This window comes from Streptomyces sp. TLI_185 (genome assembly GCF_003814765.1).
Lineage (GTDB): Bacteria > Actinomycetota > Actinomycetes > Streptomycetales > Streptomycetaceae > Streptomyces.
Map to the genome: position 1 here is coordinate 8,835,922 of NZ_RKRB01000001.1, position 14,931 is coordinate 8,850,852.

Consider the following 14,931-nt stretch of genomic DNA (forward strand, 5'->3'; position numbering starts at 1 on the left):
GGGGCGCGACATGGTTCAACTCGAGCGCGGGCCGCGCGGCGCAGACCGTGCGGCACTGGAATGCCAGGACATCGGCGGTGCGCTGCTGGTCCATCCCGAGGGGGAGATCGACCCGCGGGTGCACGCCTTCGTCGGCGGACTGGCCAAGGACCCCGAACACACACTGGTTGTCGTCGACCTCCCGGAGAATCCGCCGGCCGAGGACTGGGAGTCGGTCGCCAAACTGCTCAGACGCCGTGGGCGGTCCTTCCGGGTGATCATCGGCCGGCCGAGCCGCGAGACCGCCATGAGGGTCGGCCAGCTTCTGGCCGACCGGCTGGAGCGGACCGTGCTCACTCCGGACGGCAGGGTCCTCCCCGCCGCCGGAGGTGTGCTCTTCGTACCGGAGGACGCCGGTTGCGGCTGGCTCGGCTTCCAGCCGCGCCGCCCGTCCGCCTGGACGCGGCTCGCCCCGCACCGGAAGACCCCCCGCGTGTCGCGCCGCTTTCCCGTGCCGGACTGGGACGGTGCCCTGCCGGCGCGTTCCTTCGCGACCAGTGCCGGCGGAACGGTCGAACCCCTTCCCGCCGGTGCCTGGATCAGGCGGACGGACCAGCCGGAAAGCGAGCGGGACGTCCATCGCGGGCGGCTGTCGGCCCTGCTGCTCTGCCAGTCCGACCGGCTCACCGTGGTACTCGGCTGCCCCGGCGGCCCGGATCTGTCGGTGATGGACGTCGAACGGTTCTGGGAGTGCGTCGCGCCCGACGCCCGGCCACAGGTGCGCTTCGCCCAGTACGGGCCGGTGGGCGTGCCGGAGGGCAGGGCGTTCGGGCAGTACCTGGCCGACCGGTTCGGCCAGGAGGTGACCGTCTACGCCGGGCTGCCCACGGCCGGTGAGCCGGGCACGGACGGTCCCCGGATGTGCGTACCGGGCAAGGACGGCACGCCCGGTCCGCCCGCCTTCGTACGCGAGCTGGTCTACCGGCCCGCGGGTGTCACGGGCGCCGTGGCGCCACCGGTGCTGTCCGGCTGTCGCCCGCCGCTGGACGGCCTGCCGGAGATTTCCACGGGCGTGTACCAGTACGCGCCCGACGCCGTGCTGGAGGTGACCCAGAGCGGACTGTGGCTGCGACCCCGCGCGGCTTCGGCCCACCCCGCGGTCGTGCAGTGCCTCCCGGCCGAGCCGAGCGGGCCGGCCATCCACTTCGACGCGGGCACGCCGGCCACCGAGCAGGGGATGCGCTCGGTGGCCGAAGAGGTACGGCAGAAACTCGATCCCTCGCTCGCCGAGGCATGCCGAGTGCTGCCCGCCCCGAAGGAGACGCCCGCGCACGCCCCCTCCCAGGGTGCGGCCGCGCCCCTTGAGGGCGAGTCCGGGTCTGTTCGGCTGTCGGAGTCCGCGCCGGGGCCGGGGGCGGATCCGTCCGGGTCGGGGACCGCGGGCTCGATGGGCCGATCCGCGCCTACCGCCTCGGGGGATAAGCCCGCCAGTGCCGCGACGCGCGACGCAGGGGCGGGGCAGGTGTCGTTTTCCGTTCCGGTGGGGGTGTTGGAGTCCGTGCCGGATGTTGCGGTGGGTGGGGCCGGTGTTGTGGGTGCGGGGGCGGGTACCACGGCGGTGCCTGCCGTGGGTGAGGCCGGGTCTGGTGCGGAAGGTGCTGGGCCCGCGCCTGTCGTTGCCGGGCCTGCGCCCGCTGGTGCCGCGATGCCCGACACGGGGGCGGGGCAGGTGTCGTTTTCCGTTCCGGTGGGGGTGTTGGAGTCCGTGCCGGATGTTGCGGTGGGTGGGGCCGGTGTTGTGGGTGCGGGGGCGGGTACCACGGCGGTGCCTGCCGTGGGTGAGGCCGCGTCTGGTGCGGGAGCTGCCGAGCCCGCGCCTGTCGTTGCCGGGGCTGCCGCCTCGGGGGATACGCCCGCCGGTGCCGCGATGCGCGACACAGGGCAGGCGCCGCCTTCCCTGCCGACGCCCCTCCGCCCGCGGGCCCTTCGCCTGGAGTCCGCCCCGCCTTCCGGGGCCGCGCCCGCCGAAGGGACCGATGGTCCTTCCGCAGGCGAGGCCGAGGTTCCTTCGGGGGCGGCGGAGGTCTCCACCGCCGGTGCGGCCGCGGTCCCGGTCGCCGGTGCGGACACCGTGGGCCCCGACTCCGTGGACCATCCGGCGACGGGCACCTCACCGGCGCCCAGCGCGCCATCAGACCCGGCGCCCGTGCCTCCTCCGACGGCTGTTCCCGCGCCTGCGGTGCCCAGCCCCTCGGTGACGCCCGCACCGGCTCCGGCTCCCTCGCCTGCGGCGCGGCCGAAGGCACAGGGGGCGGCGGTCCGGGTGCAACCCGTGCCCACCGCCGAAGCCTGCGCCGTCCTCCCGGAGCGGGGAATCGAGCAGGAGCGCACCTGGTTGCGGCGGACGTTCCAGCAGCAGTACGACGCCGCCGCGAACCACGTGGCCCGGGTGCTGTCGGAGTCGCCCGGGCTGCGCGGCGGCTCCCGGCAGTCGGCCGACGACGTGGTCACCGACCTGGTCGCGGTCCGGCTGTACCTGGCCGGAGGAACCGACCGGATCGACAACGCCGTACGCAGCGCGGCGGTCGGCCCTCATGTGCCGCTGGCCCGCTGCGTGGCGTCGGGGCTGCGCCGCCTGCCCTCCTACCGGGGTGCCACGATGCTGCGCACCACCCTGAACGAGGCGGAGTGGCAGTGGTACGGCAAGCGCCGGGTCGTCACGGAGTGGGCGTTCTGCTCCGCGCTGACCACCGCGCATCCGGACCTGCCCGGCGACGTCGACGTCATGATCTGGTCGATGACCGCGCGCCGCACCGCGCTGCTGGACCCGACCGTCCCCGACCGGGTGTTCTACCTGCCCGGCACCAGTTTCAAGGTGCTCGGGGTGCGCGACGAGGAACGGCGCGTGCTGCTCCTGCGGGAGCTGACGGGTCCGGAGATCGGTGCGGACGGGAGCGTCGACCTGCGGCGCCTTCCGCTGGACGACATCGCCATCACCCGGCTGGAGCAGGCCGCAGTGGAGTGGCGGGACATCAAACCCGCCGTACGGCTCCCGGCGACGGCCATGGGCGCGCTCCGTCATCCGCCGGGGCTGATCCTCACCGACCGCAGCGCATCGCGGCGGAGCGCCGACACAGCACCACCCAGGAAGGGAACGACGCCATGACGAGGCAGGTCCTGCTGGTCTCCCGGGACCGACCCGGCGCCTACCAGTCCATCGGCGAGGCACTGCGAGCAGCCTCGGACGGCGCGCTGATCACCGTGGCCGGAGGGACGTACGAGGAAGCGCTGGTCATCACGCGCCTGGTGACCGTCACCGCCGAGAGCGGTGCGGGCGAGGTGCTCATCCGCACGCGCTCGGGAAGCGCCGTCGTCGTCGACGCCGAGGCCGTGCAGCTCTCCGGACTGACGATCTCCGGTGGGGACGACGACACGGCCGCCGTGGAGATCCGGCGCGGCGAGGCCGCACTCGACACCTGCCGGATCACCGGCGCGGGGTGGACGGCGATCCTGGCGTGGCACCAGGGAACACTGGTGGCACGCGACTGCCGGATCGACGAGGCGCAGGGCGCCGGGATCGTGGTGACCTCGCCCGGTGGCAACACCGTCGAACGGACCGTGGTGAAGGAGACCGGATCGTCGTCGATCGTGGTCGCCGAGAGCGGGCGGCTGGCTGTCCGGGAGAGCGTCGTCGACCGGGCCGGGGGCAACGGGATCTGCGTCAACGGACACGGGCACGCGCAGATCAAGGACACGAAGATCACCGGAAGCGGCAAGCCGGCGCTGGTCGTCGAGCAGAACGGCGCGGCCGAGGTGTCGGGCCTCACCGTGACGGACAGCGTGAGCGTGGACGCGTACCTCACCGGCAAGGGCCGGATCACCCTCGCCGGGTGCCGGTTCTCCGGGGCCGGCGCGGAGTCGGTGCACATCGCCGGCGGTTCGAGCCCGCTGCTCAAGGAGTGCCACGTCGCCGCCCCGGGCCGTACCGCGGTCCGGATCACCGGCAAGTCGCGGCCCCGGCTGGAGAACTGCGAGATCACGCAGGCGTCGGTGGGCGTCGCCGTGGACGGCGGAAGCACGGCCGACCTCAGACAACTGGCCGTACGCGAGGCCGCCCAGGCGGCCGTGGCCGTGACAGAGGGCGCCACAGCCGAGCTGGAGCGGCTGACGGTGGCCGAGGGCGCCGGCGTCGGACTGCGGGTGGCGGGAGGTGCCAAGGTCGCGCTGCGGGACAGTGAGATCGCCACCGACCGGGCGAACGCGGTCGAGCTGACCGAGAAGGGGACCGGTACGTTCCAGGGGCTGCGCCTGCGCACCGCCGGCGGGTCCGGGATCTGTGTGACCGACGGTTCCGCGGAGGTGGTGTCCGCCAGGCTCCAGGGCTGCGAGATCCTCATCGGGACCGGCGCGGCGCTCACCCTGCGCGACAGCGAGATAGCCGGCTCCGGGACCGACGCCGTCCGGGTGACCGGCGGCGGATCGGTCACGGCCATCGGGTGCCGGGTGCACAGTGCCCGCGGGCACGGCATCAACATCCAGGCGAAGGCGCGGGCCGAGGTCAGCAACTGCACGATCTTCGACAACGCCGGGGACGGCGTACGCACCAACACCGAGGAGCCCGTCCTCGTCCGCGACTGCGAGGTGCGGGACAACGGCGGCCGGCAGGTGCACCAACTCCGGGACAACCCGCAGTTCACGGCCGCCAACCTGACCGGCGGCGACCGGAAGGACAAGTCCGGGCCGAAGGGGAAGCAGCGGCCGCAGGACGGCGCCCAGGAGCCCGGCGCGCCGCAGACCGCGCAGCACACCGGCACCGGACCGCTCGCCGAACTGGACGCACTGGTCGGGCTGGAGAGCGTCAAACAAGAGGTCACCGGCCTCATCAACCTCAACAAGATGGCCCAGCGGCGGGAGGAGATGGGTCTGCCCATGCCTCCGATGAGCCGACACCTGGTATTCGCCGGCCCTCCGGGCACGGGCAAAACCACGGTGGCCCGGCTCTACGGTGCGGTCCTCGCCGAACTCGGCATCCTCAGCCAGGGGCACATCGTGGAGGTCGCGCGCGCCGATCTCGTCGCGCAGTACATCGGTGCCACGGCCATCAAGACCACGGAGGTCTTCACCAAGGCGATCGGCGGTGTGCTCTTCATCGACGAGGCCTACACCCTGACCAGCCAGGCGAAGGGAAGCGGCCCCGACTTCGGCCAGGAGGCCGTCGAGACCCTCATGAAGCTCATGGAGGACCACCGGGACGAGATCGTGGTCATCGTCGCCGGCTACTCCGAGCAGATGGACCAGTTCCTGTCCTCCAACCCGGGCATGGCATCACGCTTCTCGCGCACCGTCGAGTTCCCCAACTACTCGGTCGAAGAACTGGTGACGATCGTCCGGGGCCTGTGCAGCAAGCACTACTACGAGCTGACCGATCCCGCGCTGGAGGCCCTCACCTCCTACTTCGAGCGGATCCCCAAGGGGCCGACCTTCGGCAACGGCCGCGTGGCCCGCCAGCTGTTCGAATCGATGATCAACCGTCAGGCGTCCCGGCTGGCCACTCAACCACCCACCGCCGACAGCGAGTTCACACGTCTGACGGACGAGGACGTGGAAAGCCTGCCCGGGGCGGAGCCCGCCGCGCCCGGCGCCCGGCGCAGTCGGCTGCCGGACCCGCGCAGCAGTCGGCGCATCGCGAACCTGGTCGGACTGGAGGCGGTCCGCACCTCGTTGCTCGAACGCCTCGCAGGACTCGCGGAGTTGCACCGGCAGCGCCAGCCGGTCGCGGGGCTGATGAACCTGGTGTTCGCGGGCAGACAAGGGAGCGGCCGCAGCGCCGTGGCCGGACTGTACGCGCGCTGCCTCGCCGAGCACGGCCTCCTGGCGACGGGCGCGGTGCACCGGCAGGCTCTCTCGGCGTTCCCGGCGCGCTGGCCGGAGCAGGCGGAGACGTACGCCGCCGCCCTCTTCGACGAGGCCGCGGGCGGGCTGTTGCTGCTCGAACTGGACCAGGCGTTCCAGGCCCGCCCGGAGGCGGAGCGCAGCGCTGTGACAGGCGCCCTGTGCGCCGCCGTGGCGGCCAACACCGAGGTGGCGCTGGTGCTCTGTGGCGAGCAGTCGGCCCTGACGGAGACCCTGAACGCGCGCCCGGGCTCCGAACTGGCCGCGTGTTTCACCGAGTACCTACCGTTCGTGGACTACTCCGGAGCGGAGCTGGCCGAGCTCTCGCTGCGCTATCTGACCGTTCGTGGATTCACGGTCGAGGACCATGTGCGCGGCTCACTCGCCGAGCACTTCACCGAATCGCCGCCACCGGCGGGCGCGTACGGGGCGCACCGGTTCGCCGAACGTCTGGCCGCAGCCGACTCTCCCGCGATCCGCCCGGCCGCCCGCCCGGACGCCGCCGGCCCGGTCGGCGCAGGTCAGGAGCCTCCGCAGGAGGACAGTCCGGCCCTGGCAGGGGCGGGCGCGGGGGCCTGACGGGAGTCGTCGGGGCAACGATCGCTGGTGGAGGGGGCAAGGGACGGCGAATGCCATTCCATTCGCCACCGCGCTTCGGGAAGGTATGAGCAGAAGGTTCCACCAGGAACGCGAAACGCGAACAGGAGGATTCCATGGCGGGCAACATGACGCAGGTCGATCTTGCCGGACTCCGGAATGCCATCAACGTCTTCTCGAATGGCGTCGCCAACTTCGACAGCCAGTACAAGTCGATGTCCACGACGGTCAGCAACATCCAGTCCGTGTGGACCGGCCAGGCCTACCAGGCATTCGACCGGGCGCTGCAGAACTGGCTCGCCGACTTCAACAAGGTGATCCAGGTTCTCAACGGTATGGAGAACGCCCTGAGTCAGAACACCAACGTGTTGGACCAGACGAACCAGGTGACCATCGAGCGCGCCCAGCAGGCCGCTGCCGGAATCACCGCGCCGCGCCTGCCCGGATTCTGAGAAACAGTCACCAACCTTTCAGCCTTCCACGAAAACGGAACAGGAGAACGAAATGGCGGATTACAGCCTCCAATTTGACGGCCTCGAGCAGGCGGTCACCCAGATGGGCACCATCTCCCGTCAGATCAACGACTTCCTGCAGGAGCTGCAGAGCGGCACGATGAAGTCCATCGTCGAGTGGGAGAGCGGCGCGCGCGACCTGTTCGACCAGCAGCGCAGCATCTGGGCCACGGGTGCCGCCGACATGGCCACGCAGGCCGTCAACGCCCAGAACGCACTGAACCAGATCACCGGCCACTACGCCGACGGTGAGAGGTCCGGCGTCAACATCTGGAACCGCTGATGGGATTCCCCGTACCCCCCGTCTCGCAGCAGATGGCCGAAGCCCAGATGCGGGACTGGGAGGAGAGGCAGAAGGAGAAGCGTCAGGAGAAGGCCGAGGACGGGACCCCCAAGGAGTGGGATCCGACGACGTTCCACGCGCCGCACACGCGATCGGAACCGCATCAGCACGACCCCACGCCGCCGGCGGTTCCTGGCGGTTCGGCCGGCGGAAGAAAGACGTCGGTCGACACGCCCTCCATGGAACTCTTCGCCGACAACATGGACAAGTTGGCCGGGCCGGTGAAGGAGGCGTACGAGAAGCTCATGCAGCTTGCACGGGTCAATCCCGGCGCCTTCTACGACGGCTACGCACTCCGGCAGGTCACCTGCGGAGCCAACGGTGATTCGGGGCTCCAGGAGAAATACCTCAAGATGCTCCACGATCTCGGCCAGGGTCTGGCAGACCTCAGCACCGGCGTACGCCAGCTGAGCACCAAGTACAAGACCACCGAAGAAGAAGCCAAGATCACGGCCGAGGATCTGAACAATTCGATGCAGTCCGCACAGGGCGATTTCACCAAGATGGGCACTGGCGGATGAGAACAAGCCGTACGGCTGCCGCGGGCGGCGTCAGGTGTGTGTTTACCTGACGCCGCTTCAGGCGTTTGCCCATACAGGCACGAACGGGAGCTTGGACGCCATGGGATGGAAACCCGACAGCAAGAACTACAACACCGGCAACACCACCCAGGAGTCGGACACCTCCGGGATCTTCGGCAACAACGCCGTCATGGGGTCCTCGAGCGACTACGACACCTGGAACTGGAAACAGATCGAAGCGGTCATCGTCGGTGGTTCGAACCTTCCTTCCCATCAGGACGCGCATCGGGCGGAGAGCGTGGTCTCCCCGCAGAGCCTCTATGACGCGGGTGACACGTTCCAGTTCGTGCAGGAAGTTCTGCAGATGGTCTCGGAGAACATCGTCGCGCAGGCCAACGCGCTGGCCGGTCACCAGGACGCACCGTGGAAGGGCGCTGCGGCGGACTCCTTCATGACCATGATGCAGACCTTCTCCAAGCAGGTGGCGTCCGGTGCCAACGCGCTGTCCGGGGGCAGTATGGGCGCATCGGTCGCGCAGACCCTCGTCGATGCCGGCAACAACCTCGCGGTGGCCCAGGCGAACATCGCCACCATCGACCACTGGTACGCGCAGCAGGCGCTGAAACTTGGCATCGAGCCGATGGACAACGGGCTCATTCCGGTCAGCCGGAACCCTCAGATCGTCAAGATGATGACGGACGACATGCGCAGTGTGCTGCACTCGCTGGCCCGGCAGTACTCCGTCCAGACGCGCACGCTCGGCCAGGTCTCCCCGGCGAACATCACGTCTCCGGTCAGCGGTACGGCCCCCAATCTCACGACGCCGAAGATCGATGCGCTGCCTCCTGGTCATCGCGGCGGCACTCTCCCCCCCATCAACACGGCCCCCACGCCGACCATCCGCCCGGTGTCCCCGTCCCCGATATCCGTGCCTCCGCTGTCCCCGTCCCCGGGGTCCTCGCACCCGATATCCGTACCCTCGCTGTCCCCGTCGCCGATATCCGTGCCCCTGGGGCCTTCGTCCCCGATATCCGTGCCCCCGCTGCCGTCCCCGACGCCCGTCTCCCTGGGGGGACCCGGGAGGGCCGCGCTGCCCGGTGCGCCGAGTGCGTCGGGCTTGCCGGATCCGTCGGGCGTTGGCGGCGGTACGCCGCTGAACTCGCCTGTGCCGGCTGCGCCGCCGATGGGGTTGCCGGGTGGCTCGCCGGTGACGTCGTCCAAATTGGCTTCGGCGCCGGTGCAAGACACGCTGGGCGCTCCAGGTGATGCGCCGGTCGATTCTCCGGTGCTGGGGGCGCCGCCGATGGGGTTGCCGGGTGGCTCGCCGGTGACGTCGTCCAAGTTGGCTTCGGCGCCGGTGAACTCGCCCCTGCCGGCGTCCATGCCGTCACCCACACCCTTCCCCGGGAAACTGAACCCCGCGATGGACGCGGTCCTCAACCCTGGCTCTGCGCCGAGTTCGACGTTGCCGACGGCGCCCAGCACCAAGGACACGCTCTCATCGCCGTCGGTCGGCTCTCCGTCGTCGATGCCGTCGGGTTTGTTGAAGGGTGGCAAGGCCGGTGGCTTGGCCCCCACCCCGCAGGGTGTCAACGCGGGTGGCGTGACCCTGCCGATCGGCAGTGGCCTCGCGGGCATCAATCCCGTGTCCCTGACCTCGCATGCTCCGACGAGCGGGGTGACGCAGCCGGGCGGGTCCGTGCCGAGGGGATCTGTGCCGCCCGTGTCTGTTGCTCCGTTGCCGGCTGGCTTGTTGGGTCATGGTGGCGTGGGTGGTGTCGGGGTGCGCGGTGCTGGTGTCGGCGCTGGTGCTGGTGGTGTGTCGTTGGGCGGGGTTCCTGGTCTGGAGTCTGTTCCGGAGGGGGCCGGTGCCGGTGTGGGTGCTGGTGCTGGTGCTGGGGCGGGGATGCCGTTCATGCCGATGGCGTCTGGTGCTGGTGGTGTGCCGAAGGAGGAGCACCGTTCGGATGCCTCCGGTTTGGTGGCGCGTGGGGTTGAGCCGTGGTCGGGTAAGGGTGCGGTGTCGTCGGTGGGGGGTGAGGTGTCTCCGACGGCGGGTGCTGTTGCGGGTGGGCCTGGGTTGGTGATGCCGGGCCGGGGCTCCGGGTCTACGCCGGGCGTGTCGGTACCGGGTTCGGTGGCGCCGTTGCCTGAGGGGTCGTTGTCCCCAGGGGCTGTGTCGCATGTGTCGGTGCCGGGTGGGTCGTTGCCCGCCGGATCCGTGCCGCCTGTGTCTGTTGCTCCGTTGCCGACTGACTTGCTGGGTCATGGTGGCGTGGGTGGTGTCGGGGTGCGGGGTGCTGGTGTGGGGACCGGTGCTGGTGCTGGGGCGGGGATGCCGTTCATGCCGATGGCGTCTGGTGCTGGTGGTGTGCCGAAGGAGGAGCACCGTTCGGATGCCTCCGGTTTGGTGGCGCGTGGGGTTGAGCCGTGGTCGGGTAAGGGTGCGGTGTCGCCGGTGGGGGGTGAGGTGTCTCCGACGGCGGGTGCTGTTGCGGGTGGGCCTGGGTTGGTGATGCCGGGCCGGGGGGCTGGGTCGGTGCCGGGCGGGTCGGTGGCGCCGTTGCCTGAAGGGGCGCTGTCTGCTGGGTCTGTCTCGCATGTGTCGGTGCCGAGTGGGTCGTTGCCCTCCGGGTCTGCGCCGGGCGTGTCGGTACCGGGTTCGGTGGCGCCGTTGCCTGAGGGGTCGTTGTCCCCCGGGGCTGTGCCGGGCGTGTCGGTGCCGGGTGGGTCGTTGCCCTCCGGATCCGTGCCGCACATGTCGGTGCCTTCGGGGTCTGTGCCGCACGTCTCTGCTTCTCCGTTGCCGGCTGGCTTGTTGGGTCATGGTGGCGTGGGTGGTGTCGGGGTGCGCGGTGCTGGTGCCGGCTCTGGTGCTGGTGGTGTGTCGTTGGGCGGGGTTCCTGGTCTGGAGTCTGTTCCGGAGGGGGCCGGTGCCGGTGTGGGTGCTGGTGCTGGTGCTGGGGCGGGGATGCCGTTCATGCCGATGGCGCCGGGCGCTGGTGGTGCGCCGAAGGACGAGCACCGTTCGGATGCCTCCGGACTGGTGGCGCGTGGGGTTGAGCCGTGGTCGGGTAAGGGTGCGGTGTCGCCGGTGGCGGGTGAGGTGTCGCCGACTGCAGGTGCTGTTGCAGGCGGGCCTGGGCTGGTGATGCCGCTGCCTGCCGAGTCTGTGCCGCACGCTTCGACGCCGGGGTCGGTGGCGCCGTTGCCCGATGGGTCGTTGTCCCCCGGGTCTGTGCCGCATGCGTCGGTGCCCGCTGGGTCGGTCCCGAGCGGGTCGGTGGCGCCGTTGCCTGAGGGGTCCCTGCCCGCCGGATCCGTGCCGCATGTGTCGGTGCCGGGTGGGTCGTTGCCCTCGGGATCCGTGCCGGGCGTGTCGGTGCTCTCGGGGTCTGTGCCGCAGGTCTCTGCTTCTCCCCTGCCGGCTGACTTGTTGGGTCATGGCGGTGTTGGGGTGCGCGGTGCTGCTGGTGGTGTGTCGTTGGGCGGGGTTGCCGGTCTGGGGTCTGTTCCGGAGGGGACCGGTGCCGGTGTGGGTACGGGTGCTGGTGCCGGTGCTGGTGCTGGGGCGGGGATGCCGTTCATGCCGATGGCGCCGGGTGCTGGTGGTGCGTCGAAGGAGGAGCACCGTTCGGATGCCTCCGGGTTGGTGGCGCGTGGGGTTGAGCCCTGGGCAGGTAAGGGTGCCGTGTCGCCCGTGGCGGGTGAGGTGTCGCCGACCGCGGGTGCTGTTGCAGGTGGGCCTGGGCTGGTGATGCCGGGCCCGGGCGCTGGGCCGGTGCCGAGCGGGTCGGTGCCCGCTGGGTCCGAGCCGGGGTCGGTGACGCCGTTGTCCGATGGGTTGCTGTCCTCCGGGTCTGTGCCGGACGAGGCGGTGCCTGGCGGGTTTGTGCCGGGATCGGTGGCGCCGCTGCCCGCTGGATCCGTTTCGCATGTGTCGCTGCCGGGTGGGTCTGCGTCGGGGTCGGTGGCGCCGTTGCCCGATGGGTTGCTGTCCTCCGGGTCTGTGGCGGACGAGGCGGTGCCTGGCGGGTTTGTGCCGGGATCGGTGGCGCCGTTGCCTGAGGGGGCGTTGTCCTCCGGCTCTGTGTCGCAGGGGTCGGTACCCGCTGGGTCCGTGCCGGGGTCGGTGGTGTCGTTGCCCGATGGGTCGTTGTCCTCTGGGTCTGAGCCGAGCGCGTCGGTGCCCGCTCGGTCTGCGTCGGGGTCGGTGACGCCGTTGCCTGAAGGGGCGCTGCCCGCTGGATCCGGGGCGCACATGTCGGTGCCGAGCGGGTCGGTTCCGCAGGTGTCTGTTTCTCCCGTGCCGTCCGACTCGCTGGGGCATGGTGGCGCGGGCGGTGTCGGCCTGCGTGGCACAGGCACCGGCACCGGTGGCTCGTCGTTGGGCGGGACTCCCGTCCCGGCAGGTGTTCCTGACGGGGCCGGTGCTGCTGCTGGTGCGGGGATGCCGTTCATGCCGATGGCGCCGGGTGCTGGTGGTGCGTCGAAGGAGGAGCACCGTTCGGATGCCTCCGGACTGGTGGTACGCGGCGTCGAGCCGTGGGCGGATCCGCACGGCGATGTGCGCGGCGACGGCGAGGCCGCCCCGTCCGGAGGGGCGTCCGCGGGCGGTCCCGGACTGGTGCTCCAGGGCACCGGTGGGACCGTGTCGCCGCAGGCCGGGGTTGATGGTGTGACGCTTCCCGGAACCACGGGTGCCGGCATGCACGCGCCCAGCAAGAAGAAGGAGGAGCATGACGACGGGGTGCCCGTTCCCGCTCTGCTTCCTCTGCCCGGCACGCCGACCGGGGCCGCTCAGCCGGCCCCGGTGGCACCGCCGGTGCCACCGGCGACACAGGAGGACGGCGTGGACGAGCCCCCCGCGATGCGTCCGGGGCCGCTGCCCACCGCCGCGCGCGTGGGCGTCGCCGGGGCGTCGGTGCCCGCCGAGGGCGAGGCGGTGGCCGGCACGCAGCAGGGCGCCGCGGAGGCCGGTCTCGGTGCGGCCGCGGTATCGGAGGGAGAGGCTGCCCAGGGAGGGGGCATGATGCCGCCGTACGGGATGTCCGGTGGGGCCCCTCGGGGAGGCGACGAGCGTTCGGACTCCTCCGGACTGATGGGGGAGACGGAGAAGGGCTGGGCCGATCCCGGAATCGAGGACCTGCCGAGCGAGACGCACGGTGCCCCGGCCGGCGGGGCCACCCTCCGCGGCACCGAGTCCGCGCCGTCGGACGAGCTCGCCGAGGACCGCGTCGCGGTGATTCGCGGTGTCGAGGCCGCGGAGGACACCAGCGCCTGGGAGGCCTCCGACCCCGCGGCGCTGTGGGCGCTCGGCGGGCGCCGTACCGAGGGCGAGGAGGAGGACGAGCTTCTGCCCAAGTACGTCCTCAGCGACGACGACGGGTGGAGCGACGAGGACGGCGTCGGGTCCGAGGACGGCGTCGGGTCCCAGGACCGGATCGGCGACGACGAGGACGAGCACCGGGAGGAAGGCGCGGTCGCCGAGGCCAAGGAGCCGGGGTGGAGCGACGAGGACGGCGCGGCCTTCGCCGCCGGGCTCGGCTTCCCGCAGCCCCCGGCTTCCGACAGCATCTCCGCCGAGCCTGTCACTGGTCCGGGCCTGGCCACCTGGCGGCCCGACCGCTCCCAGACCGCGGCGGCCGAGCAGCCACCGATGCCGGTCACCGGGTACGCCGGAATGCTGCTCAGCACCGCGGAGGTGCCCGACGACGAGGACGAGGACGAGCAGGAGGCAGAGGACACGGAGGAGGACGGCGGCGAGGCGAAGAGCAGCCACGGCATCGCCGACCTGCTGAGGCAGGGCGCCGATTCCTGGGGCGCCGTCCCCGACCAGACCGACGTGCTCGGCTGACGTTCAGCGCCGTGACGGTGCGGCGGAGCGCGCCCGGATCACCCGCCGCCTCCTCCGCATCTGGCCGTTGGGGCAGAGGTCGGTGTCCTTCGGGTCATCGTCGGCCGAATCGTTCTCCGCACTCCGGGAGGGGCATGTTTCCTGTCTCTCATCGAATCTGCGCGACAGGCGCGGGGAGCGCTCCCATCGACACGGAGTGCGTCACAGCAGGTGGGAGAGGAGCAACGTGCCAAGTAGTCCCTACGACCAGCACATCGAAGAGCTGCTGGGCGCGTATCGCAGGGAGCGGGCGCAGATCGGCGAACTGCAGCGCAGGATGCGTGAGGTCAAGGCCAGCGTGACGGCTCCCCGGCAGGCGCTGAAGGTCACGGTAAACTCGCAGGGCGAGGTGACCGCGATCGACTTCCCCACCGGCGCCTACAAGCGCATGGCTCCTGTGGAGCTCTCGCAGATGCTCGTCTCGACCATCCAGAAGGCCCGGGCCACCGCCATGGCGGAAGTGGCCGAGGTGCTGTCCGGTCATCTTCCCGAGGGGATCTCCGCCACCGAACTGCTGCAGGGCAAGGCCGACCTGGGCGGACTGCTGCCTGAGACGCCCGCCATGGCGGACGAGGTCAAGGAGTACGTCGTCAACGGCCGTCCCGGCCGAGGCGCGGGCGGTCCCCGGATCGCACGGCCTCCGCTCGCCTGAGAATCCCCGGGGTCCCATGAAACCCGGGATCTCGGATCCCCCCGGAAATCCCGGAATCCAGGGATTTCTCCCCGCTGAGTCGACATGAGACAGGAGATCGCAGTGTCTTCCGACTACTTCGCTGTGGATCCCGACCGTCTGGCGAAGAACGCCCCTCAGGTGCGGGCCTTTTCCGACCAGATGAGGCAGGTCCTCAGCCAGCTGGAGTCTCGCATGAACGAGCTCGGCGACTGCTGGGGCGACGACCCGATGGGGAAGGCTTTCGCACAGCAGTACCTCACTCCCCGGGATCAGATGATCGACGGGCTGAAGGGCATCGTCGACGTACTGGACAGCACGGCTGACGGTCTGGAGACCATGGCGAAGGGATTTCACCAGACCGAAGAGCAGGCGACGGCGACGGCGCGCGGCCTCGAGCGCGGCACCGACACGCACGCGGGTCCTGCCACGGACGCGAAGCCGCCCGGTGGTTCGCGCGGCCCCGGCCCTGCGCATCACTGACGTGTTTCTGTAGTTTCTGTTAGAAAGGCCCGCAATTC

General features: G+C 70.9%; 11 protein-coding genes. 8 read left to right on the forward strand and 3 right to left on the reverse strand.

What is annotated here, in order from left to right; genetic code table 11:
- Window positions 1–10 precede the first annotated feature (10 nt).
- From EDD92_RS50160 to EDD92_RS40695, 5 genes are all read left to right on the forward strand, one after another.
- The gene (locus EDD92_RS50160; RefSeq protein ID WP_185124281.1) at window positions 11–3,145 is read left to right on the forward strand and encodes a hypothetical protein; all 3,135 of its coding nucleotides are present in this window, start codon (window positions 11–13) and stop codon (window positions 3,143–3,145) included.
- Window positions 3,142–6,450 carry a right-handed parallel beta-helix repeat-containing protein gene (locus EDD92_RS40680; protein ID WP_123968914.1) on the forward strand — a complete coding sequence of 1,103 codons (3,309 nt, stop codon included), beginning with the start codon at window positions 3,142–3,144 and terminating at the stop codon, window positions 6,448–6,450. Before EDD92_RS50160 ends, EDD92_RS40680 begins: the two co-directional genes overlap by 4 nt.
- 134 nt (window positions 6,451–6,584) lie before the next feature.
- The gene (locus tag EDD92_RS40685; protein WP_123968915.1) at window positions 6,585–6,920 is read left to right on the forward strand and encodes a WXG100 family type VII secretion target; all 336 of its coding nucleotides are present in this window, start codon (window positions 6,585–6,587) and stop codon (window positions 6,918–6,920) included.
- A gap of 52 nt (window positions 6,921–6,972) precedes the next feature.
- Window positions 6,973–7,263: a WXG100 family type VII secretion target gene (locus EDD92_RS40690; protein ID WP_123968916.1), complete on the forward strand. Its 291-nt coding sequence runs from the start codon at window positions 6,973–6,975 to the stop codon at window positions 7,261–7,263.
- Between the two features lie 32 nt (window positions 7,264–7,295).
- On the forward strand, window positions 7,296–7,844 hold the full coding sequence (locus tag EDD92_RS40695) for a hypothetical protein (RefSeq protein WP_123968917.1): 549 nt from the start codon (window positions 7,296–7,298) through the stop codon (window positions 7,842–7,844).
- 408 nt (window positions 7,845–8,252) lie between these two features.
- Here EDD92_RS40695 and EDD92_RS40700 read toward each other — a convergent pair whose 3' ends face one another.
- The 3 genes from EDD92_RS40700 to EDD92_RS40705 are packed head-to-tail and all read right to left on the reverse strand — an operon-like array spanning window position 8,253 to window position 9,401.
- Window positions 8,253–8,477 carry a hypothetical protein gene (locus EDD92_RS40700; RefSeq protein WP_123968918.1) on the reverse strand — a complete coding sequence of 75 codons (225 nt, stop codon included), beginning with the start codon at window positions 8,475–8,477 and terminating at the stop codon, window positions 8,253–8,255.
- Window positions 8,478–8,519: 42 nt separating this feature from the next.
- The gene (locus EDD92_RS50165) at window positions 8,520–8,663 is read right to left on the reverse strand and encodes a hypothetical protein (protein WP_185124282.1); all 144 of its coding nucleotides are present in this window, start codon (window positions 8,661–8,663) and stop codon (window positions 8,520–8,522) included.
- A gap of 30 nt (window positions 8,664–8,693) precedes the next feature.
- Window positions 8,694–9,401: a hypothetical protein gene (locus tag EDD92_RS40705; protein ID WP_123968919.1), complete on the reverse strand. Its 708-nt coding sequence runs from the start codon at window positions 9,399–9,401 to the stop codon at window positions 8,694–8,696.
- A 2,902-nt stretch (window positions 9,402–12,303) separates the two neighbouring features.
- On the opposite strand from EDD92_RS40705, the gene EDD92_RS40710 reads away from it, so the two are divergent.
- The 3 genes from EDD92_RS40710 (at window position 12,304) to EDD92_RS40720 (ending at window position 14,893) form a co-directional block, all read left to right on the forward strand.
- Window positions 12,304–13,701 carry a hypothetical protein gene (locus EDD92_RS40710; RefSeq protein WP_123968920.1) on the forward strand — a complete coding sequence of 466 codons (1,398 nt, stop codon included), beginning with the start codon at window positions 12,304–12,306 and terminating at the stop codon, window positions 13,699–13,701.
- A 226-nt stretch (window positions 13,702–13,927) separates the two neighbouring features.
- The gene (locus EDD92_RS40715; protein WP_123968921.1) at window positions 13,928–14,392 is read left to right on the forward strand and encodes a YbaB/EbfC family nucleoid-associated protein; all 465 of its coding nucleotides are present in this window, start codon (window positions 13,928–13,930) and stop codon (window positions 14,390–14,392) included.
- A 102-nt stretch (window positions 14,393–14,494) separates the two neighbouring features.
- A complete protein-coding gene (locus EDD92_RS40720) occupies window positions 14,495–14,893 on the forward strand; it encodes a WXG100 family type VII secretion target (RefSeq protein ID WP_185124283.1) in 399 nt (132 codons plus the stop codon).
- Window positions 14,894–14,931: the final 38 nt, after the last annotated feature.